The sequence below is a fragment of the Micromonospora luteifusca genome, assembly GCF_016907275.1.
Taxonomy (GTDB): domain Bacteria; phylum Actinomycetota; class Actinomycetes; order Mycobacteriales; family Micromonosporaceae; genus Micromonospora; species Micromonospora luteifusca.
Genome location: NZ_JAFBBP010000001.1, coordinates 6,180,555 through 6,199,474, shown reverse-complemented (window position 1 = coordinate 6,199,474; position 18,920 = coordinate 6,180,555). Strand labels below are relative to the sequence as shown.

Here is an 18,920-nt window from a genome sequence, read left to right as displayed (position 1 = left end):
CACATAGCCAAGACGCGCGTTTTCATGTTCAATCGTCTACGTGGATGTTGTCTCCGGTCTTCTCGACGGCCCCCGGGCGCAGGGCGCGTTCCTGCTCCGTTCGATCCTGACCCCGCCCTGGTCGATAGCCATCAAGGACGAGGCGCCGCTCACCCTGGTGACCATCGTCCGAGGCGACGCCTGGATCGTCCCCGATGAGGGTGTGGCCGTGCGGCTCGGCCCCGGGGACGTAGCGATCATCCGGGGCACCCACCCGTACCGCGTCGCCGACGACCCGGCCACGACACCGCAGGTGGTCATCCATCCGGGCCAGCGCTGCACCACGCCGGACGGCCAGGAACTGTTCGAGATGACCCAGCTGGGCGTCCGCACCTGGGGCAACGGGCTGGACGGTCCGACGATCCTGCTCACCGGCACGTACACGATGCAGGGCGCGGTTGGTCAACGCCTGATGGGCGCGCTGCCGCCGCTGGTGCTCGTCCCGCGCGAGTCCTGGGACTCGCCGCTGGTTCCGCTACTGGCCACCGAGATCGTGAAGGACGACCCCGGCCAGGAAGCCGTGCTCGACCGCCTGCTCGACCTTCTGCTGATCGCCACGCTGCGCGAATGGTTCGCCCGCCCCGGGGCCAAGGCTCCTGCCTGGTACAAGGCACACAGCGACCCCGTGGTCGGCCGGGCTCTGCGGATACTCCACAACAACCCCGCCGAACCTTGGACCGTGGCGTCACTGGCTGCCCAGACCGGGGTCTCCCGGGCCGCGCTGGCCCGCCGGTTCACCGCGCTGGTCGGCGAACCGCCCATGTCATACCTCACCGAGTGGCGGCTGGCCCTTGCCGCCGACCTGCTCCGCGAGCGGGACGCCACCGTCAGTACGGTCGCCCATAAGGTCGGCTACGGCAGCCCCTTCGCCCTGAGCACCGCCTTCAAACGTCGCCGCGGGGTGAGCCCTCGGAAGCACCGAGTGGCCGCACATGAATAGCCGCGTTGCATCGGGGCCGGTTGCTTGAGTCAGTGGTGGCCGGCACCGTTCGCCATCGACGGGCTGCGCTTCGCCACGGCCGAGCACTACATGATGTGGCGCAAGGCCACCCTGTTCGGCGACCAAGCGATCGCCGCCCAGATTCTGGCGGTGGCGCACCCGCACGCGGCAAAGGCCCTCGGCCAGCAGGTCACCGGCTTCAACCAGCAGACATGGGAGCAGCACCGCTACGACATCGTGGTGGCCGGCAACGCGGCGAAGTTCGGCCAGCAACTTGCGCTGCGCTCCTACCTGCTCGGCACCGGTGAGCGGGTGCTCGTGGAGGCCAGTCCACCCGACCGGGTCTGGGGCATCGGCCTGGCCGCCGATCACCCGCACGCCACCGACCCCGCACGATGGCGAGGGCTGAACCTGCTCGGCTTCGCACTCATGCGAACCCGCACGCTCCTGCGCGAGCAGGAACCAACCGATGGGTAACAGCTCGGAATTCATCGCCGCTGAATACGCGCTGTGCAGCGTCGAGGTGAGCGGGTGCCCTGGTTTGCAACGGAGCGGCTCGCTGCCGGGCACGACGGGCCGGCGCTGCATGAACTGGCCGTACTGACAGCGGCATGTCGACGTCCTCGCCGAAGATCTCTAGTTTGGCGAACCGGTCGCTGATCGCTGGGTCGAGGAGGTCAAGCCCGGCGCGCTCAGGTCGCTCATGAAGAAACGCACCCGGCGCCCGTATCGAAGTAAGCCGGGGACGGCCGCTCGGATGCGGCCGTCCCCGAGGGGTGTTGCGGGTGCGGCGGGCGTTGCCCCGAGGTTCAGAGGATCGCCGCCCCGCCGCTGAGGGCTTACTGGACCCGCTCGAACCGCACCCGACTCAGGAAGCCCGGGAGGTCACTGAGCACGTACAGTTCGCCTTGCACGTCGGTGCCGAACGCGGTCGGCTGGGTGGGGAAGTTGCCAATTATCGCGTTCTCGTAGCCGCCTGTCGGCTTGGGACGCACGGCGAACGCGAGGGTCGAGCAGTAGTCGCTCGCAATGTAGGTCCCCCGCGCTTCCGGGGTGGCGGACCCTCGGTACACCACGCCCCCGGTCACCGAGCAGCTCTCCGTCATGTAATGCTCGTATTCGAAGACCGGATCGGTGTACCGCACGCCCGGCCGGCACTGCCCCGGGTCGAAGATCGGAGTGCCCTCTCGGCAGGACCAGCCGAGGTTCGCTCCACGCTGCGATGGGCGGATGTGGTTGATTTCCTCCACCAGGCCCTGGCCGACATCACCGATCCACAGCGAACCGTCAGCCTGGTCGATGGAGAACCGCCACGGGTTGCGCAGCCCGTAGACCCAGATCTCCGGTCGCGCGCCCGCCGTGCGGACAAAGGGGTTGTCGAAGGGCACGCAGTAGGGCTTCCCGCCGCAGGAGCGGTTGACGTCGATCCGCACGATCTTGCCGAGCAGGGTGCCGAGGTTCTGACCTGACTTGAACGGGTCGTTCGTGTGGCCGCCGTCGCCGAGAGACCAGTAGAGGTAGCCGTCGCGGCCGAACGCCACCTGTCCGCCGTTGTGGTTGCCGTACTCGGCGTGCTCCTGGGTGAGCAGCACCTGCACCCGCTCAGGAGCGCTGATGGGCACTCGCGCCAGGGTCAGCGCGCCGGCCGGGAGGCTCGTGTAGGCCACGTAGAGGATCCCGGTCCGCGCGAAGTTCGGCGCAGGCGTGATGCCGAGGAGGCCACGCTCGTTGTCCGACGTGTCGATCCGGGCGGTCAGGTCGAGCACCGGCTCGGCCGCCAAGCCGGTGTCGGGGTGGTAGGCGCGGACGGTGCCGTTCTTCTCCGCGATCAACATCCTGCCGTCCGGCAGACCGGTGATCGCGATTGGACGCTGCAGACCGAAAGCCACCTGTTCGGAGACCACGGTCAGCTCAGCGAGTGGCACAGCGCGGGTGTGGGATGTGCTGGCCTCGGCGGTGCCGACCACCGGCGCCGGTGGCAGCAGAGACGCAGACAGGGCTAGAACGAGCAGCCCGGCCAGCATGGTGGCCGGGCGATGACGCCGTCGCGACATGTTTTCAGCTCCTCGAGCGAGTGGGGTGGTGGGCGCGGTCTGGGAGCGTTCCCACCATACATTGACTTACGCAAATGCTCTATCCCGCCGTCATCGACGTCGCCGGGCAGCCACGGGCATCTCGCTACCGACCATGCTGGTCAGCGAGATGAGCAAGGCGCGTGGTTCCGCTCGGCGAGATATCCCCCGTCGGCGCCGAGAATGGCGACCGAATCCACGCTTATGTTCGTCGATGTTGCCAGACGGGCCCAGGCGTGCTGGAATGGCTCATATCGCCGCAGCGCGGGGGCAACCGTGCTGAGAACGGCCAGCACGGGAGCATCGCAGTGCCGGCAGCGCGCCGCTTTGGGCAGACGCTCGCATGCCGCATCGCCGGGCCATCGCCATAACGACGGGCGTTTTGCCGGGCAGGCATGCTCGCCCGCCGCACCTATCCCCCGGCACGTCCCCCGATGGTCGACGCGCTCGACGTCTGACACGTCGAGGGCGTCCGATTCGGCCTGCCAGCGCAGCAGAACCGGCGACGAGGTGAGAAGCAATCATGATTTCCCGAGAGAGTTTCGCGGGTTGGTACCGGAACCGCTTCGTGTGGGTGGCGGTGATCGTGCTGGCGGTGTCGGCCGGCGCGGTCGTACTGCTCAACCGGGCCGGCCCGGAGGCTGAGCCGGCGGATCTGCAAGGACAGATCATGAACCGGATGCGTACCACGCTCGAGCAGGCGGACCCGGGGCAGCACAACCACGCCGGACACGGCGCCCAGCAGGTGACCACCGAGGAGAAGAAGCCGCCGGTGATCTGTGGGGTCCGCGTCTACGGCTACGAGCCGGCGGAGGTCACCACACTCGCCGACGTGCGGACGGTCTACGGCTTCCACCTCTGCGGGGTCGCCGAGCAGAAGCGCCCCTGGGACGTGGCGGTCAAGCTGGCCAGCCCAGTGATCATGGACATGTCCACCGACCCTCCGGGCATCCAGGTGGTCGAGGCGACCGCCGACGTCATGTTCACCGACCGGCTGCGGCAGATGTTCCCGGGCACGTACGCGGAGTTGGCGCTCAAGGAGGCGCTGGCCGACTCGGAAATGGCCGACCAGCGCCGCCGGTACGACGCCGCAGCCGGGCTTTGACCATGCCGGGTGGCTGCTGAGCTCGGCGCTCAGGCCGTCGTTGATCCGGCGTCGAGTCGGCAACCCGTGCCACGCCGTCCGGTGGGTGGCGGGATCTGCGCCCGGCGGCGCTCCCGGGTCAGCTCGATCCACATCCCACCATAAATAGATCAGTATTGATATTTAGGCTCATGGATGTAACAGTTGGTTTGGGAGCGTTCCCATTCTGATCTTTAGTACCGAAGAGCGGAGGATGAACAGTGCGTTCACAAACGTCCGATCAATCCGGCGGACGATCCCGGTCAACAGTCCGCCGGTCCCTCCAAGCGCTCGTCCTGCTGTTCGCCATGGTGATCGGCATGCTGCCCTCGACCGGCGCGGCCCAGGCCCACGGCACCGTCATCAACCCGGCGAGCCGCGCCTACCAGTGCTGGAAGACCTGGGGCAACCAACACACCAACCCGGCCATGCAGCAACAAGACCCCATGTGCTGGCAGGCGTTCCAGGCCAACCCCGACACCATGTGGAACTGGATGAGCCAGCTGCGAGACGGCCTCGGCGGCCAGTTCCAAGCCCGCACCCCGGACGGACAACTGTGCAGCAACGCCCTCTCCAGGAACAACACGGTGAACCAGCCCGGCGCGTGGAAGGCGACCAACGTCAGCCCCAACTTCACGGTCCAGATGTACGACCAGGCCAGCCACGGTGCTGACTACTTCCGGGTCTACGTCACCAAGCCGGGATTCAATCGGGCCACCCAACAGGTCGGGTGGGGCAACCTCGACCTGATCGCAACGACCGGGCGCTACGCGCCAGCGCAGAACATCTCGTTCAACGTCTCGGTCTCTGGACGTTCCGGAGGCCACGTCCTGTTCGTGATCTGGAAGGCATCACACATGGACCAGACCTACATGTGGTGCAGCGACATCAACATCACCTGATCGGCAGGACCGCCAGCTGCGGAACCATTCCGGCTCAGGGCGTTCGCGCCCTGAGCCGGATCGTTCTTCCGGCAGTGCCACGGTGACGGCACGTGGGCCGGCACGGGAGACTTCTACCTGCGCTCGTCCGGAGGCTGCTCTTTCGTCAAGTGGATCAGCCACCCCGCACCCGTGCGGATGAGCGCGTATCGCCGATGACCGGTGCGGCCGTGCAACGTGAACAGCATTCGGCGGTCGGTGCGGTCGTGCTCCTCCCACGTACCGATGTCGGCAATCGACTTGTCGACGTCCTCGTAGGTGAGGTGATCAAGGTGGTGGTCGGGCACCGCAATCGCGAGCCGGTTGTCACTGGGACTGTCCGGCAGACCGCGAGGCACCGCCCAGGAGCGCAGCACACCGTCCTCCTCGAGCCGCAGGTCAAAATGCGGTCGAGGTTTGCGGTGGTGGTGCAGGACGAAAGCGGGTGCCACTCTTACCATTGTCGGCGCGTTTCGTCGCCTCCGCGGCGATCGGATGCGTTCCACGCAGACTCGTTCTCCAGCACGGCTGTCCGGCTGCGGCCGAAGTCAGAAGCTGACGGCCCGCGCCGTGCGGTCGTCCAGCTCGTCCTCCCAATAGCGCCTCAGCACGGCGGGCACGTCGCCGCGCAACGCGTCACGTACCAGCTCCAGCTCCTCGTCGGTCAGCGGGAGGGCAGGAAAGGCCCGACCAACCTCGGCAGCGAACGCCGAACCACGCCGGGCCAACGACGGGGCAACCGCGACATAGGCGGCGACGTACGGCGCGACAATCTCCCGTTGCGACAGCGACCAGAGCCCGGCGGCCAACGCCCGGAAGCGGCGTACGGAGACGTCGGGGTCTTCGGTCATCGCCGCCCAGGCCGCCGATTTCGCTTCGACGGTGGGGCGAGCGGCCAGCGCGGTGACAGCACCGAGATCGCCCGCGGCAGTGCCGTCCCGCAGCCGCTCGGCCTCGATCTCCGGGGCCTCGACGCCACCGAGCTCGGCCAGCCGATGTACGGCGGCCCAGCGAAGCTCCGGGTCAAGCGCCAACCCCTGGTCGGTCGCGTCTGCGTCCAGCCAGCGCCGCAACAGCGCGGTGTCGCTCGTGCTCCGGGCCAGCCCACGTGCCAGCGCGACCGCGCGCTGCTCGTTCGCCTCGCCATCAAGCACGCACGCCGCGGCGACCACCTCAAGCGCGGCGGGTACGTCCGCAGGCGGTAGGACGCGGCGCACCAGGTTGTTCAGGCTCCGGTCGAGCGCTGCGGTCACCAGGGTGGGCGACGACTCACGCGGCAGCTGTCGCGCCAGCAGATCCAGGTGTGCAGCTGGCGGCACCTGGTCGAGCACCATCGCCCACAGCACCGCCCGCACGAGCGGGTCCGGCAGGTCCGCCAGCGAGCGCGCGACGCTGTCGTAGGAGAACGGGTCCAGCTCGATCCGGGCGAAGGTCTCGCCGTGCGCGTTGGGCACCACCACCAGCCCGGCCCACTCCGGCAGCTCCAGTGGCTCGTCCGCGAGGTCGACCAGCCGCGAGCCGACCGGCTCCAGCGACGGGGAGTACGCCGCGACGGTGAACCGGTGTGGCCGTACGCCGTCACGGGTCAGCACCGGAACGTCGTCCGAGCGCGAGACTCGGATCGTGTCATGTCCCGACTGCCGCAGCCACACCTCGGCCCAACCGCGCACGTCGCGCGGCGAGACGGCGTCGAGCGCCGACAGCAGGTCCTCGAGCGTGGCGTTCGCGAAGCGGTGCCGGGTGAGGTGGGTGTTCACCCCGGCGAGGAAGTCCGCCGCTCCCAGCCAGGTCACCAACTGGCGTACGACGGCGTTTCCCTTGCCGTAGGAGATGGCGTCGAAAATCGTCGTGCCGGTGTCGACGTCGGGCACGTCCTCGGCGGCCGGTGCGACCGGGTGCGTGGAACGGCGTCGGTCGGCGAGAAAGGCACCGGGCTTGTATGCCGCCTCAAATGACACCCGGGTGCCGGCGTACCCGGCCACGGTCTCGGCCACCTCGAACCCCATGTAGTCCGCGAAGGACTCGTTGAGCCACGCGTCCTCCCACCACACCGGGGACACCAGGTCGCCGAACCACATGTGCGACATCTCGTGCGCGATCACCATCGCACGGCGCCGGCGGTCGTCGTCGGTGACGCGCTCTCGCGGCAGCAGGGACTCGTTGAAGGTGACGCACCCTGGGCACTCCATCGCGCCCCAGTTGAGCTCGGGCACGAAGACCTGGTCGTAGGAGTCGAACGGGAACGGCTCGGAAAAGGTCTTGGCGTAGTGGTCGAAGCAGACCTCGGTCACCCGACGCAGCTCCGCGGCGTCGCGCTCCAGTTCGGCGGCCAACGAACGGCGGGCGTGCCATCCCATGGACAGGCCTTGGTGCTCCCACCTCACCGAGTGGTACGGCCCCGCCACGACAGCGAACAGATCACAAGCGATCGGCCGGGTGGTGGCGAACCCGAACCGACCCCCATCAGCGACCGTGGACAGGCCGTTCGACAAGACCGTCCACGTGGGATCGGCGATCACGTTCAGGGTGATCGGGCCTTTGAGATCGAGCTGATCGAAGCAGGCGAACAGGCGCTGGGTGATGTCCAGGCCGAGATACCCGCCGACGTACCGTTCCCCGTCCACCGGGTCGGTGAACGTATGCAGACCTTCACCGTCGGTGACATATCGCAGCCGCGCGTCCACGACCACCTCGTGCACCCCGGGGGTCAGGCCGTCGAGCGGGATGCGGCATCCGTCGTACGCCGGCACGACGGTCGCGCCGTCGAGCGTCACCTCGACCGACTCGGCCCGGTGCAGCTCGATGAACGTGTCGCCACCTTTGGTACGGAACCGCACGGCGACCCGGCTACGGAAGGCGTCCGGGGACGTGACGTCGAGCAGCAGGTCGTAGGAGACCTCGGAGAGCATGGCGGTCCGAGCGCGGGCTTCATCCAGGGTCAGCGACACCCCGACAGGCTATCTCGGCGGCGTAGCGGCATTGGCGGCGGTCAGTGACGGCGGCGAGCGGTGACGGTCCAGGCACGCGCCGACAGTGAGCTCGTGTCGGACCGGACGAACAGCGTTCCGCGAAGTCCTGAAAGCCTGCGCTACCACCAAACTTGCGAACCTCACACGGGGCTGTGTTCCCCTGTCCGGCGCTTCCCCACCGGGACCGGATCATCGACCCGCGTCGTCGCCACCCTGAAGTTCCTTCGGGTACCGGTAACCATCAACAGGTAGGTGACGCACGGGGCGGCATCGCGCAGAATCAGCCCGACATCGGCACCTGCGGCGGCGCGCCGTGTTCGCAGCAGGGCGCTGATGCCGTGGGCGCTGAAGAAGGTCACCCGGGAGAGATCGAGTACCAACCGTGCGGGGCGGCGGGCGATCGTGTGTTCGGCCAGCTCGCTGATGAGGTGTGCGGTGCTCATGTCGACCTCGCCGCGAACGGTGATCAGTGGCACCGGCCCGTCCGTGTCCAGGTCCAGCGTCATGATCGGTTTGGTGAGCCGAGCGCGGTGCCGAGTGGGCTGCTCGAAGACAGACATGACCCCTCCCGATCTGGTGCATCGGTGAGTCGGATCCTCCCGCAGCGACGAGGCGCGGGCGGCGGACCTGGGCGCATGTCTTGACCCGCGGACCACTCTACCCACGATGTTCGCCGCTGGCACCACTCGCGCGATCGACGAGTTCCGCAGTGGGATTGATCGTGAGGATCCCCGAAGAGGTGCCGTCCGTCCGGTTCGGTCTGCCGGCCTGCGGGTAGGGCCACATGCTGGAAGGGCGGTTGAGGCGAGGAGGCGACGGTGGCGGACGCGACGGTGTCGGACCTGGTGGTGGCTCGGTTGGCCGACTGGGGCGTGGGCCGGGTCTTCGGTTACTCCGGCGACGGTATCGACGGGGTGATGGGGGCTCTGCGTCGCGCCGGTCGGCCGGAGTTTGTGCAGGCCCGACACGAGGAGACGGCCGCGTTCATGGCCTGCGGGCACGCCAAGTACACCGGCGGGCTGGGGGTGTGCCTGTCGACTCAGGGACCGGGCGCCGTACATCTGCTCAACGGTCTCTACGACGCCCGGCTGGACTCCCAACCGGTGCTCGCCCTGGTCGGTCAGCAGGTGACGTCCGTACTGGGTAGCGGCTACCAGCAGGAGATCGACCTGGTACGCCTCTACGGCGATGTGTGCGCACAGTTCGTGCAGACCGCGTACACCCCGGAGCAGTTGCCCATGCTGCTCGACCGGGCGATCCGCACCGCCCTGGCGACTCGGAGCCCGACGTGTGTGATCCTGCCGCACGACGTGCAGATCGCACCGGCCCCGGACCTCGGCGCGCACCAGCACGGGATCATGGTGACCAACCCGGGCCTGCCGGTGCCGGAACTGCGGCCCCGCGCCGGTGATCTGCGGGCCGCCGCGGACCTGCTCGATGCCGGGGAGCGGGTGGCGATCCTGGTGGGGCAGGGTGCCCGAGCTGCCGCCGGCGAGGTGATCGAGCTGGCCGAGGCGCTCGGCGCGGGGGTGACCGCGTCGCTGCTCGGCAAGCCGGTGCTGGACGAGGCGCTGCCGTTCCACACCGGGGTGATGGGCCACCTGGGCAGCACCGCCAGCAGCATGCTGATGAACGAGTGCGACACCCTGCTGATCATTGGCAGCAACGATCCCTGGTCGGAGTTCTACCCAGCGCCCGGACAGGCCCGGGCGGTGCAGATCGACATCGACGGTCGACGCCTGGGCGGGCGCTACCCGGTGGAGGTGCCGCTGCTCGGTGACGCCGCCGAGACCATCCGGGCGCTGCTGCCGCTGCTCACGCCCCGACCGGATCGGAGCTGGCGTCAGCGCGTCGAGGGCGAGGTGACGCGCTGGCGGGACATCGCCCGACAGCGGGCCACCGCCGAAGCCGAACCGCTCAATCCGCAGTACGTCCTGCACGCGCTGAGCGACCGGCTGCCCGGAGACGCGCAGGTAGCGGTGGATGTCGGGTCGGTGACCTACTGGTACGCCCGACACCTGCGGCTGCCCGTCGGTGTCGACGCGCACCTGTCCAGCACCCTGGCCTCGATGGGCTCGGCGCTGCCGTACGGGCTGGCCGCGAAACTCGCCGCCCCGCACCGACCGGTGGTGGCACTCGCCGGGGACGGGGCGATGCAGATGAACGGGCTGGCCGAGTTGCTCACCGTCGCGCACCGCTGGCGGGACTGGGCGGACCCCCGGTTCGTGGTGCTGGTGCTGCACAACCGCGACCTGGCAGAGGTGAGCTGGGAGCAGCGGGAGATGGAGGGCGACCCCCGTTTCGTCGACTCGCAGCGCCTGCCGGACGCGCCGTACGCCCGCTGGGCGGAGCTGCTGGGCCTGCACGGTGTCCGGGTGACCAGCCCGACCGAGGTCGACACCGCCTGGGACGAGGCCCTGTCCGCGGACCGGCCGACGCTGATCGAGGCGATCGTGGACCCGGCGATCCCGCTGCTCCCGCCCGCGCAGCCCTACGAGAAGGTCGCCACGATGTATGAGGCACTCGGTCGGGAGGCCACCGACCTGGGCCGGCGGGCGCTGGCGCACCTGCGCCGCGAACGGGCCACCGAAGGCTTCGACGATCCGCAGTGACATCGGACGGCACGCATGACGAACAGGATTCGGGAGAAATGTTCCCGAGAAGATGCGGAGCGGCACGACTGGCAGGGGGAATGTGATGGGCCGAGCGGGGCGCTCGGCGCACGCCTTCGTGGGCGGCGCACTGGCGGTGATGCTCGCCGGGCTGGTCGCACTCGTCACGCACCAGCCGTGGCTGTTCCCCAGTCTGGGACCGGCGGTGATGTTGCACGTGGAGAAGCCACGATCGCCCGATGCGTCGCCGCGCAACACGTTCATCGGACACGGGGTGGCCCTGCTGGCCGGGTACCTGTTCCTGGTGGCCTGCGGGCTTGCCGACGAACCTTCGGCGCTCCAGGAGGGGGTGAGTGGGGCGAGGATCGTGGCGGTGGCCGGGTCGCTGGCGGTGACCGCATCGGTGCTGGTGCTGCTGAAGTCGTCGCACGCCCCGGCGGGTGCGACGACACTGATCGTGAGCCTCGGTCTGCTGCGTACCCCGACCCAGTTGCTCGTCGCGGCCGGCGCGGTGGTGCTGGTCACGGTCGTCGACTGGTGGTACGGACGGGTGTCGGGCCGGCCGATGCCGCTGTGGGCGGCGCCCGCGCCGCCGTCGGAAGGAGGACGTCATGGTGGACCGGATCGCCGATCCGTGGGGTGAGCGGACCCCGTACGGGCCGGGACAGGAGTGGCCGGTGCGGGTGGACCGGTACCTGGCCGACGGCCGGGGTGATGCCGACGTGGACCGGTGGGTGCAGTCGGCGTCGGTGCTGCACTCCAACGGCGACGCGCTGGACATCGGCGTTGCCGAGGGGCGGATCGTCGGGGTGCGCGGTCGGGCCGTGGACCGGATCAACCGGGGTCGGGTCGACCCGAAGGACCTGTACGGCTGGCAGGCCAACCACAGTCCGGACCGGTTGACCCGACCGCTGGTCCGCGATGGTGATCGCCTGGTCGAGACGGACTGGGACACCGCGATGGGCCGCATCGTCAGCCGGTCGAAGGAACTTCTCGACGGGCCGGGTGGGTGGGGACACTTCGGCTTCTACACCACCGGGCAGCTTTTCCTGGAGGAGTACTACGCCCTCGGGGTGATCGGCAAGGCAGGGCTGGGCACGCCACACATGGACGGCAACACCCGGCTGTGCACGGCGACGGCGGCGGCGGCGTTGAAGGCCAGCTTCGGCACCGACGGGCAGCCTGGCTCGTACACGGACGTGGACCACTGCGACGCGATCGCGCTGTGGGGCCACAACGTCGCGGAGACCCAGACGGTGCTGTGGATGCGGATGCTCGACCGTCGGCGCGGACCGAACCCGCCGACGATGCTGGCGGTGGACCCGCGCGCCACCCCGGTCGCCCGGGAGGCCGATGTCCACCTCGCGGTGCGTAACGGCACCAACGTGGCGCTGATGAACGGCCTGCTTCGGGAGATCATCCGGCGCGGCTGGTACGACCATGACTACGTCGACGCGCACACCCTGGGTTTCGACGAGCTGTGCCGGATCACCGACGGCTACCCGCCACAAAGGGTCGCCGACATCTGCGACGTGCCGGCCGCCGACGTGGAGCGCGCCGCCGAACTGCTCGGCACCTCGCAGCGGTTGCTGTCGACCGTGTTGCAGGGCTTCTACCAGTCCAACCAGGCCACCGCCGCCGCCTGCGCCGTCAACAACCTGCACCTGCTCCGGGGCATGATCGGCCGGCCGGGCGCCGGGATCTACCAGATGAACGGCCAGCCCACCGCTCAGAACACCCGGGAAACCGGTGCCGACGGCGACCTGCCCGGCCTGCGTAACTGGGACAACGAGCGGCACATCGAGGAGTTGGCCCGGCTGTGGAACGTGGACATGGACACCATCCCGCACTGGGCGCCGCCGACGCACGCCATGCAGATCTTCCGGTACGCCGAGCAGGGCTCGATCAAGCTGCTCTGGATCAGCGCCACCAACCCCGCGGTCTCCCTGCCGGACCTGTCACGCATCCGGCGCATCCTCAAGCAGCCGGAGCTGTTCGTGGTGGTGCAGGATCTCTTCCGCACCGAGACCGCCGAGCTGGCCGATGTCGTGCTGCCCGCCGCCACCTGGGGCGAGAAGACCGGTACGTTCACCAGCGTCGACCGGACCGTGCACATCTCCGACAAGGCCGTCGACCCGCCCGGGGAGGCCCGCTCGGACCTGGACATCTTCCTCGACTACGCCCGCCGGATGAACTTCCGCGATCGCGACGGCCAGCCGCTGATCGACTGGAGCGGGCCGGAGGAGGTGTTCGAGGCGTGGAAGGAGTGTTCGCGGGGTCGGCCGTGCGACTACACCGGCATCACCTACGAGAAGCTGCGCGGCGGCTCCGGCATCCAGTGGCCCTGCACCGACGAGCATCCCGACGGCACCGAGCGCCTCTACACCGACGGGACCTTCAACACCGACCCCGACTACTGCGAGACGTTCGGCCAGGACCTGGTCACCGGTGCGGAGTTCACCGAGCCGGAATACCGGGCCAAGGAACCGAACGGGCGGGCGTTCCTGCACACCGTCGACTACCAGCCCTCACCCGAGGTGCCCGATGAGGAGCATCCGCTGCTCCTCACGACCGGACGCACCGTGTACCAGTTCCACACGCGCACCAAGACCGGCCGCGCCCCACAGCTCAACCAGGCGGCACCGGACGTGTGGGTGGAGTTCAACGCCGCCGACGCGGCCCGGTTCGGCATCGTCGAGGGCGACCTCGTCGGCGTCTCCTCGGCGCGCGGCGCCATCCAGGCCCGCGCCCGGCTCTGCGGCATCCGGCCCGGCGTCGTCTTCCTGCCATTCCACTACGGCTACTTCGACCAGGACCCCGCCGACCGCACCCCCCGGGCAGCGAACGAGCTGACCATCACCGCCTGGGACCCGGTATCCAAGCAGCCCCTCTTCAAGGTCGCCGCCGTCGCCGTGACGAAACTCGCCGACGGTCGGGGCGTACCCTCGCCGGCGCCGACGGTCGGCGGCAGCGCACCACCAGCGGACGCTGACGTGCCGCCCACCGTTGGTGGGCCGGCAGCCGAGGCCACCAGCGGGAAGGAGTGAGCCGTGCACCTCGCCCACTACCTCGGTCTTCTGCACCGGGCGCAGGTCAACCTGGCCGACGCGTTCCGGCAGGTCGCCGACGCGCACGCCGAGGAACCCGACATCGAGCACCTCTGCCAGCAGCAGGCCAAGCGCTGCGACGCGTACGCCGAACAGCTGCATCCGTTCGTGGTCCGCTACTCCGAGGACGCCCCCGACGAGCCGGACCGGCTGTACTCGCAACTGTTCACCGGCACCCGCACCGGCGGCATCGGCCTGCTGCGTGACCTCCAGGACCTCTACCTGATGGCTGCCGAGTGCGACATCACCTGGACCGTCGTCGGCCAGGCCGCCTACGGTGTCCGCGACAAGGACCTGCTCGCGGTCGTGCGGCGCTGTGAGGGCGAGACGGCGATCCAGCTGAAGTGGCTGCGTACGCGGATGAAGGCCGCCGCGCCCCAAGCCCTCGTCGTCGCCGACTGACAGCCCGCGTACCCTGGTGGGCCTGTAGCCCACATCCGCCGTACCGGATGTGGCGAATCGGCGTCGAGCAGGCGGCGTTGGTCCCGGCTCCACCCGGTTGGGGGGCCGTGCAGCGGCCCGCGACGTGCGGGCCGCCATCCGCGCGTCCACGCCCCACCCGATCCGTGGTTCTACGACGGACGCGCCGGTCGTGAGGACTGGTGCCATGACCCACTCACCGACGGACCCCGCCGACGCCTTCGCCGAACTCGGCCGCATCAAGCTCGGCGAGGTCGGCCTCGACGACGTTCTCCAGCGCGTCGCGGAGCTGGCCAAACGGGTGCTGCCCGTGCCGGTGGAGGTGTCGGTCACGCTGGTTCGCGGCGGGATCGGGCACACCGCGGCGTTCACCGACGACCTGGCCCTGGAGATGGACGAGCGGCAGTACGCCCAGGGGGCCGGCCCGTGTCTGGATGCCGCCACCAGTGGCGACGTCCTTTCCGTGCCCGATCTCGCCGCCGACGACCGCTGGCCCGACTGGGCCGAGCGCGGCCACAAGGCGGGAGTGGGCAGTTCCGTCTCGGTCGGCCTGCCCATCCAGGAGGCGGTCGTTGGCGGGCTCAACGTCTACGCCCGCATCCCGCACGCCTTCGACGACGACGCGATCACCGTGCTGGAAACCTTCGCGGCGTACGCCGCCGTCGCCCTGGCCAACGCGCAGCTCTACGACAGCACCGCCAGCCTCGCCCGCCAGATGCAGGAGGCGATGGCCAGCCGCGCCGTCATCGAGCAGGCCAAGGGCATCATCATGGGTGAGCGCCGGTGCACCCCCACCGAGGCGTTCAACATCCTGGCGAAGGTGTCGCAGGACTCCAACCGCAAGGTCCGCGATGTAGCTCAAGCCCTGGTGGACCGGGCAGCTGGAACACCCGAGCGCTGACCCACGGCACCGCTTCGTTCTCGACTACTTGGTGCGGGCCTTGCGGGTGCTGCCGTTGTTGGACTTGCGGATGGCCTCAACGAGGTCGGCCTTCTTCATCCGTGACCGCCCAGGGATGTCGAGTTTCCTCGCCAGGTCCATCAGGTGCTCCTTGCTGGCGTTCGCGTCGACCCCACCGGCCGTCCTGCCGGAGGAACCGCGGCCACCTGCGGCTTTCTTGTCGCTCGGCCCTTTCTTGCTCTTCGGCTCCCAGTGGTCGCCCACCTTCTCGAACGAGTGCTTGACGGCGGCGAACGCGGTGCGGTGAGCGCGCTCGCCCTCGCCGTACGAGTCGACCGCCGAGTCGTGCGCCTCGGCGTAGGTGTCCTGTGCCTTCTTCGGCGATCGCTTCAGTGTGCTGGGCATGTCCTTGCGTGCCGGCATCGTCGCTCCTCTCGTCGACCTTTGCCGGTGACGTGCCCGCGCGGAGCCCGCACCAAACCGCTTCTAACTCGACGCGGTCTCGGCGACCAGGTAGTTGGCGGCCAGGTTCTCGGCCGAGAAGATGACCGGCGCGTCCTCGATGATGGCGCCGCAGAGCGGCGGTGAGCAGGCCCAGATCGGCGGGTTCCACCCTGCCGGCGGACTGGCGGAGCCAGCAACTACTCGAGAGTCCTGCGCGAGCGTGCTGCGATGCGGATGGTGGTGCCGGCGGGTCCACTGTCGGCGAGGACGTAGCCGGCCATCTGCCCGACCACCCACAGGCCCATCCCTCCGGTGTCGGACAGCGGCGGTCGCTCGACGCAGGAAACGTAATGCGCAGCGTTGAAGCCCCGTCCCTGGTCAGTGACTTCACAGATGAGCTGATCGTCTAGGAGCAGGCGTAGTCCGCCTGCGCCACCCCCGTGCCGAATCACGTTGATCATCAACTCGTTGACCGCGATGAGCCAGTTCTCAATCTCGTCGTGGTCAAGGCCGCACCGGCGACTGACGGCCTGAACCTCGTGTCGGACGCGGGTCAAGTCCGCGAGGGTGAATGACGTCGAGAACAGGGGCGTGCCGGCGGTAGGGGCATGCTGGTCCAGCGGTGGGTTCGCCACTGCTTCCCCTCCCTGTCGGACGTGGAGCCGGTGACCTTATCGGTGGCACGAGGGAGGATAGCTCTCCGGAACGGGCTCACCGGACGACCGATGCATCGATGTGGCATGGGAGGTACCCCCACGTGGAAGGCGCAACACTGTTGATCTCGCTCCTGACGTGCCATCGGCGGCGGGCCGGCGTCTAGGCTTCCTGGGTGGCCGATGCCGAGCTGGTGACGAACGAGGAGCGACTGCGTCGTATCGGGGCGATCACCGACGGTGCCCTGTCGGGGCTGGACGTCGCCGAGTTACTCGACGAGCTGCTTGAACGGGTCCGGGACCTACTCAAGGTCGATACCGCCACCATCCTGCTGCTGGACGACCACACCGGCGAGCTCGTCGCGACGGCGGCCAAGGGCTTGGAGGAGGAGGTGCGCCGCGGTTTCCGCGTCCGGGTCGGACGCGGCTTCGCCGGCCGAGTGGCGGCGACACGCGCCCCGGTCACGATCTATGACGTCACGCCTGACGACGTGGTCAATCCCATCCTGCTCACCACGGGCATACGTGCCCTGCTGGGCGTGCCCATGCTCGTCAACGGCAACCTCGTCGGCGTACTGCACGTCGGCTCCCTCGCCCTGCGGCGGTTCGGTCCCGACGACGTGCAACTGTTGCAGCTCGTTGCCGATCGTGCCAGCCTCGCGGGTCAGGCCCGAGCGCAGGCTCTCGACCGACAGGCAGCGCTGGCGCTGCAACGTAGCCTGCTGCCAGGCCGGCTACCCGACATCCCGGGCCTGGACCTGGCAGCCCGGTACGTGCCCGGCCACGACCTGGGCATCGGCGGCGACTGGTACGACGTGTTCACGTTGCCCTCGGGCTGGCTGGGCGCCGTCATCGGCGACGTCTCCGGCCACGGGCTGCCATCCGCCGTCGTCATGGGACGTATCCGCAGCGCGCTACGTGCCTACGCCCTCGATTCCGACGATCCCGCCCAAGCGCTGGCCTCCCTCGACCGCAAGATCCACCATTTCGAAGCGGGCACCCTCACCACCGCCGTCTACGCCCTCATCGCACCCGACCGCGCAAGGGTGCTCCTCTCCTCCGCGGGCCATCTCCCACCACTGCTGGCTACGCCCGGTCAACCCACCCAGCCCGTCAACCTGCCGGTGGACCGGCCACTTGGTGTGGGCCGACCACTAACCAATCGCCGCACCACAGTTGTGGACCTACCGCCGGGCGCGGCGCTCGTCTTCTACACCGACGGACTGGTCGAACGCCGCAGCGAGCTGATCGATACCGGCATCGAGCGCCTCGCCGACGCCGTACAGTCCGGGCCAGCCGAGGCGTTGTGCGACCACATCATGGCCACCACCGCCGAGGAGCACCCTAACGACGACATCGCCCTACTCGTCATCCGCCGCCAGCCACCATCCGATGAAGCCACTCGGGTAGCGGATTCGATCTACTAAAAGGACACGACCCGCCGCCCGCAACTGACCCGGGTGCATACTTTCGCGGGGCCTGTCAAAACGAACGGTGTATTTGTTGAGGGGTTACTTTCGGCCGCCGAGCAAACGTCCTTCGAAGGCCCCTCCCCCGAGGGGCGCCACCGCACGCGTGCGGGCTCCCTCAAGGGACCTGCTCGGGCAACTTGAACCCTCAGGTCGTGCCGGCGCTCACGCGATTTCGCCGTTCATGCCGGCCGGGTAGAAGCCACCCGAAGCCGCCGGTTTTGGGCTCAGGTATGCGATGTTCAAAACGGACTGGGCCGATCGGCCGTAGCACATCCCGTTTTCATCCGTGGGGATGAAATTCGGGTCCGCCGCGGTGCCGACGCCCTGGTCGTCATCCGCCGGACCATCAAGGCTGTTGCGCGCGTCGGAGATCTTTTGTACCGAGTCAAATACTGTGTCGTCGGTGAGTCCGGCGCTGTAGAGCGCGGATCGGACAATCCCCGCGTGGTAGGCCTCGGTGGCCAGCAGGCCGGCTGCCGCATCAAGGTAGGTTTTGTTCGACAGCAGTGACGCGGAGCCTTTGAGCGCCGACACTCCGACGTCTTCGAAGAGGAACGCCGCAAAGAGGAAGTTAAGGTCGTTCGCGTACGGGTCGAAGCTCTCGCCCTGCTTGATCAGACCAGCGGCAGTTGCCGCCGCAGTGAAGCTCGTGTCCAGCGAAATTGCGGGACGAGCAACAGCGGCATTGCCGAGCGCGGATCGCAAAAACGTCACGTGCTGCATCTCGTCGGAGGCGATCTCCTTTGCGAACCTCTGCACGAAGTTGCTGCTGAAGTTGACTGATCCTCCGCCGGACACCTCGCCGCGCACCCCGGTGCCGGTAGTCATCCCGTCAGGAAGGCCGGATCCCGTCGTCGCACGGAGATAGAACTCAGCTTCGAGATATTCGAGATTGAGCGCGAAGTTGAGGATAGCCGCGTCGCTCGGCGAGCCACCGCCCGCCGGGTCGGCTCTGCAAACCCCTGGATCCACCAGGGCCGCGAGCCTTTGCCGATCCGTTTCGGATTCTGCACTGCGCGACACTGCCTCCGAGATGAACCAGTTGTCCATAACGCCTCCGTTTGGTGCATCCAGGTCCCACCTGTCCGCGTCGGGCGACCTGACTCGAATGGATGACACCCACGTTAGTTGGCGAACGAACACCTGGAATTGTTTGCCGAAAGGCGATACGGGGTGAATCAAACTTCGACTACGCTCCGCGCGGCAACCCCTGCACCGGTCGTGGCGCGCAATCTCCAACGTACGCCG

General features: G+C 68.5%; 16 protein-coding genes and 1 pseudogene. 10 read left to right on the top strand and 7 right to left on the bottom strand.

Annotated elements, in window-relative coordinates:
• Positions 1–40 precede the first annotated feature (40 nt).
• Complete coding sequence (locus JOD64_RS28020; RefSeq protein ID WP_204944991.1) at positions 41–979, top strand: AraC family transcriptional regulator; 939 nt, start codon at positions 41–43, stop codon at positions 977–979.
• Between the two features lie 9 nt (positions 980–988).
• A pseudogene (ybiA, locus tag JOD64_RS28015) lies at positions 989–1,456 on the top strand (riboflavin biosynthesis intermediates N-glycosidase); the annotation flags it as partial.
• A gap of 362 nt (positions 1,457–1,818) precedes the next feature.
• Here the strand turns inward: ybiA and JOD64_RS28010 are convergent.
• On the bottom strand, positions 1,819–3,033 hold the full coding sequence (locus tag JOD64_RS28010) for a PQQ-dependent sugar dehydrogenase (protein WP_204944990.1): 1,215 nt from the start codon (positions 3,031–3,033) through the stop codon (positions 1,819–1,821).
• A gap of 541 nt (positions 3,034–3,574) precedes the next feature.
• Here JOD64_RS28010 and JOD64_RS28005 point away from each other — a divergent pair.
• Both JOD64_RS28005 and JOD64_RS28000 read left to right on the top strand, forming a co-directional pair.
• Positions 3,575–4,156 carry a hypothetical protein gene (locus JOD64_RS28005; RefSeq protein ID WP_204944989.1) on the top strand — a complete coding sequence of 194 codons (582 nt, stop codon included), beginning with the start codon at positions 3,575–3,577 and terminating at the stop codon, positions 4,154–4,156.
• A gap of 338 nt (positions 4,157–4,494) precedes the next feature.
• Positions 4,495–5,076, top strand: a complete 582-nt coding sequence (locus JOD64_RS28000; protein WP_239559697.1) for a lytic polysaccharide monooxygenase auxiliary activity family 9 protein — start codon at positions 4,495–4,497, stop codon at positions 5,074–5,076.
• Between the two features lie 113 nt (positions 5,077–5,189).
• Here JOD64_RS28000 and JOD64_RS27995 read toward each other — a convergent pair whose 3' ends face one another.
• The 3 genes from JOD64_RS27995 to JOD64_RS27985 form a co-directional block, all read right to left on the bottom strand.
• Positions 5,190–5,555, bottom strand: a complete 366-nt coding sequence (locus JOD64_RS27995) for a DNA polymerase ligase N-terminal domain-containing protein (RefSeq protein ID WP_204946287.1) — start codon at positions 5,553–5,555, stop codon at positions 5,190–5,192.
• An 87-nt stretch (positions 5,556–5,642) separates the two neighbouring features.
• Positions 5,643–8,042: an aminopeptidase N gene (gene pepN, locus JOD64_RS27990; RefSeq protein WP_204944987.1), complete on the bottom strand. Its 2,400-nt coding sequence runs from the start codon at positions 8,040–8,042 to the stop codon at positions 5,643–5,645.
• 161 nt (positions 8,043–8,203) lie between these two features.
• Complete coding sequence (locus tag JOD64_RS27985; protein ID WP_204944986.1) at positions 8,204–8,569, bottom strand: STAS domain-containing protein; 366 nt, start codon at positions 8,567–8,569, stop codon at positions 8,204–8,206.
• Between the two features lie 312 nt (positions 8,570–8,881).
• Here JOD64_RS27985 and JOD64_RS27980 point away from each other — a divergent pair, with 312 nt between their 5' ends.
• From JOD64_RS27980 to JOD64_RS27960, 5 genes are all read left to right on the top strand, one after another.
• Positions 8,882–10,675: a thiamine pyrophosphate-requiring protein gene (locus tag JOD64_RS27980; RefSeq protein ID WP_204944985.1), complete on the top strand. Its 1,794-nt coding sequence runs from the start codon at positions 8,882–8,884 to the stop codon at positions 10,673–10,675.
• Between the two features lie 85 nt (positions 10,676–10,760).
• The gene (locus JOD64_RS27975; protein ID WP_204944984.1) at positions 10,761–11,318 is read left to right on the top strand and encodes an HPP family protein; all 558 of its coding nucleotides are present in this window, start codon (positions 10,761–10,763) and stop codon (positions 11,316–11,318) included.
• On the top strand, positions 11,287–13,722 hold the full coding sequence (locus JOD64_RS27970; protein ID WP_204944983.1) for a molybdopterin oxidoreductase family protein: 2,436 nt from the start codon (positions 11,287–11,289) through the stop codon (positions 13,720–13,722). Before JOD64_RS27975 ends, JOD64_RS27970 begins: the two co-directional genes overlap by 32 nt.
• A gap of 3 nt (positions 13,723–13,725) precedes the next feature.
• Complete coding sequence (locus JOD64_RS27965; protein ID WP_204944982.1) at positions 13,726–14,184, top strand: hypothetical protein; 459 nt, start codon at positions 13,726–13,728, stop codon at positions 14,182–14,184.
• A 205-nt stretch (positions 14,185–14,389) separates the two neighbouring features.
• A complete protein-coding gene (locus JOD64_RS27960; protein ID WP_204944981.1) occupies positions 14,390–15,103 on the top strand; it encodes a GAF and ANTAR domain-containing protein in 714 nt (237 codons plus the stop codon).
• Positions 15,104–15,127: 24 nt separating this feature from the next.
• On the opposite strand, the gene JOD64_RS27955 is transcribed toward JOD64_RS27960, so the two are convergent.
• Positions 15,128–15,526: a ChaB family protein gene (locus tag JOD64_RS27955; protein WP_204944980.1), complete on the bottom strand. Its 399-nt coding sequence runs from the start codon at positions 15,524–15,526 to the stop codon at positions 15,128–15,130.
• A 218-nt stretch (positions 15,527–15,744) separates the two neighbouring features.
• Entirely contained in the window at positions 15,745–16,182 is a 438-nt protein-coding gene (locus JOD64_RS27950; RefSeq protein WP_204944979.1) for an ATP-binding protein, read from the bottom strand.
• A 194-nt stretch (positions 16,183–16,376) separates the two neighbouring features.
• Here JOD64_RS27950 and JOD64_RS27945 point away from each other — a divergent pair, with 194 nt between their 5' ends.
• Positions 16,377–17,627: a PP2C family protein-serine/threonine phosphatase gene (locus JOD64_RS27945; protein ID WP_204944978.1), complete on the top strand. Its 1,251-nt coding sequence runs from the start codon at positions 16,377–16,379 to the stop codon at positions 17,625–17,627.
• A 207-nt stretch (positions 17,628–17,834) separates the two neighbouring features.
• Here the strand turns inward: JOD64_RS27945 and JOD64_RS27940 are convergent, their stop codons facing one another.
• Positions 17,835–18,722, bottom strand: a complete 888-nt coding sequence (locus JOD64_RS27940) for a ferritin-like domain-containing protein (RefSeq protein ID WP_204944977.1) — start codon at positions 18,720–18,722, stop codon at positions 17,835–17,837.
• Between the last annotated feature and the right edge of the window lie 198 nt (positions 18,723–18,920).

Coding starts and splice junctions, on each gene's coding strand:
- JOD64_RS28010 (WP_204944990.1), bottom strand. CDS start 3,033: ATGTCGCGACGGCGTCATCGCCCGGCCACCATGCTGGCCGGGCTGCTC.
- JOD64_RS28005 (WP_204944989.1), top strand. CDS start 3,575: ATGATTTCCCGAGAGAGTTTCGCGGGTTGGTACCGGAACCGCTTCGTG.
- JOD64_RS28000 (WP_239559697.1), top strand. CDS start 4,495: ATGCTGCCCTCGACCGGCGCGGCCCAGGCCCACGGCACCGTCATCAAC.
- JOD64_RS27995 (WP_204946287.1), bottom strand. CDS start 5,555: ATGGTAAGAGTGGCACCCGCTTTCGTCCTGCACCACCACCGCAAACCT.
- JOD64_RS27985 (WP_204944986.1), bottom strand. CDS start 8,569: ATGACGCTGGACCTGGACACGGACGGGCCGGTGCCACTGATCACCGTT.
- JOD64_RS27975 (WP_204944984.1), top strand. CDS start 10,761: ATGGGCCGAGCGGGGCGCTCGGCGCACGCCTTCGTGGGCGGCGCACTG.
- JOD64_RS27970 (WP_204944983.1), top strand. CDS start 11,287: ATGGTGGACCGGATCGCCGATCCGTGGGGTGAGCGGACCCCGTACGGG.
- JOD64_RS27960 (WP_204944981.1), top strand. CDS start 14,390: ATGACCCACTCACCGACGGACCCCGCCGACGCCTTCGCCGAACTCGGC.
- JOD64_RS27955 (WP_204944980.1), bottom strand. CDS start 15,526: ATGCCGGCACGCAAGGACATGCCCAGCACACTGAAGCGATCGCCGAAG.
- JOD64_RS27940 (WP_204944977.1), bottom strand. CDS start 18,722: ATGGACAACTGGTTCATCTCGGAGGCAGTGTCGCGCAGTGCAGAATCC.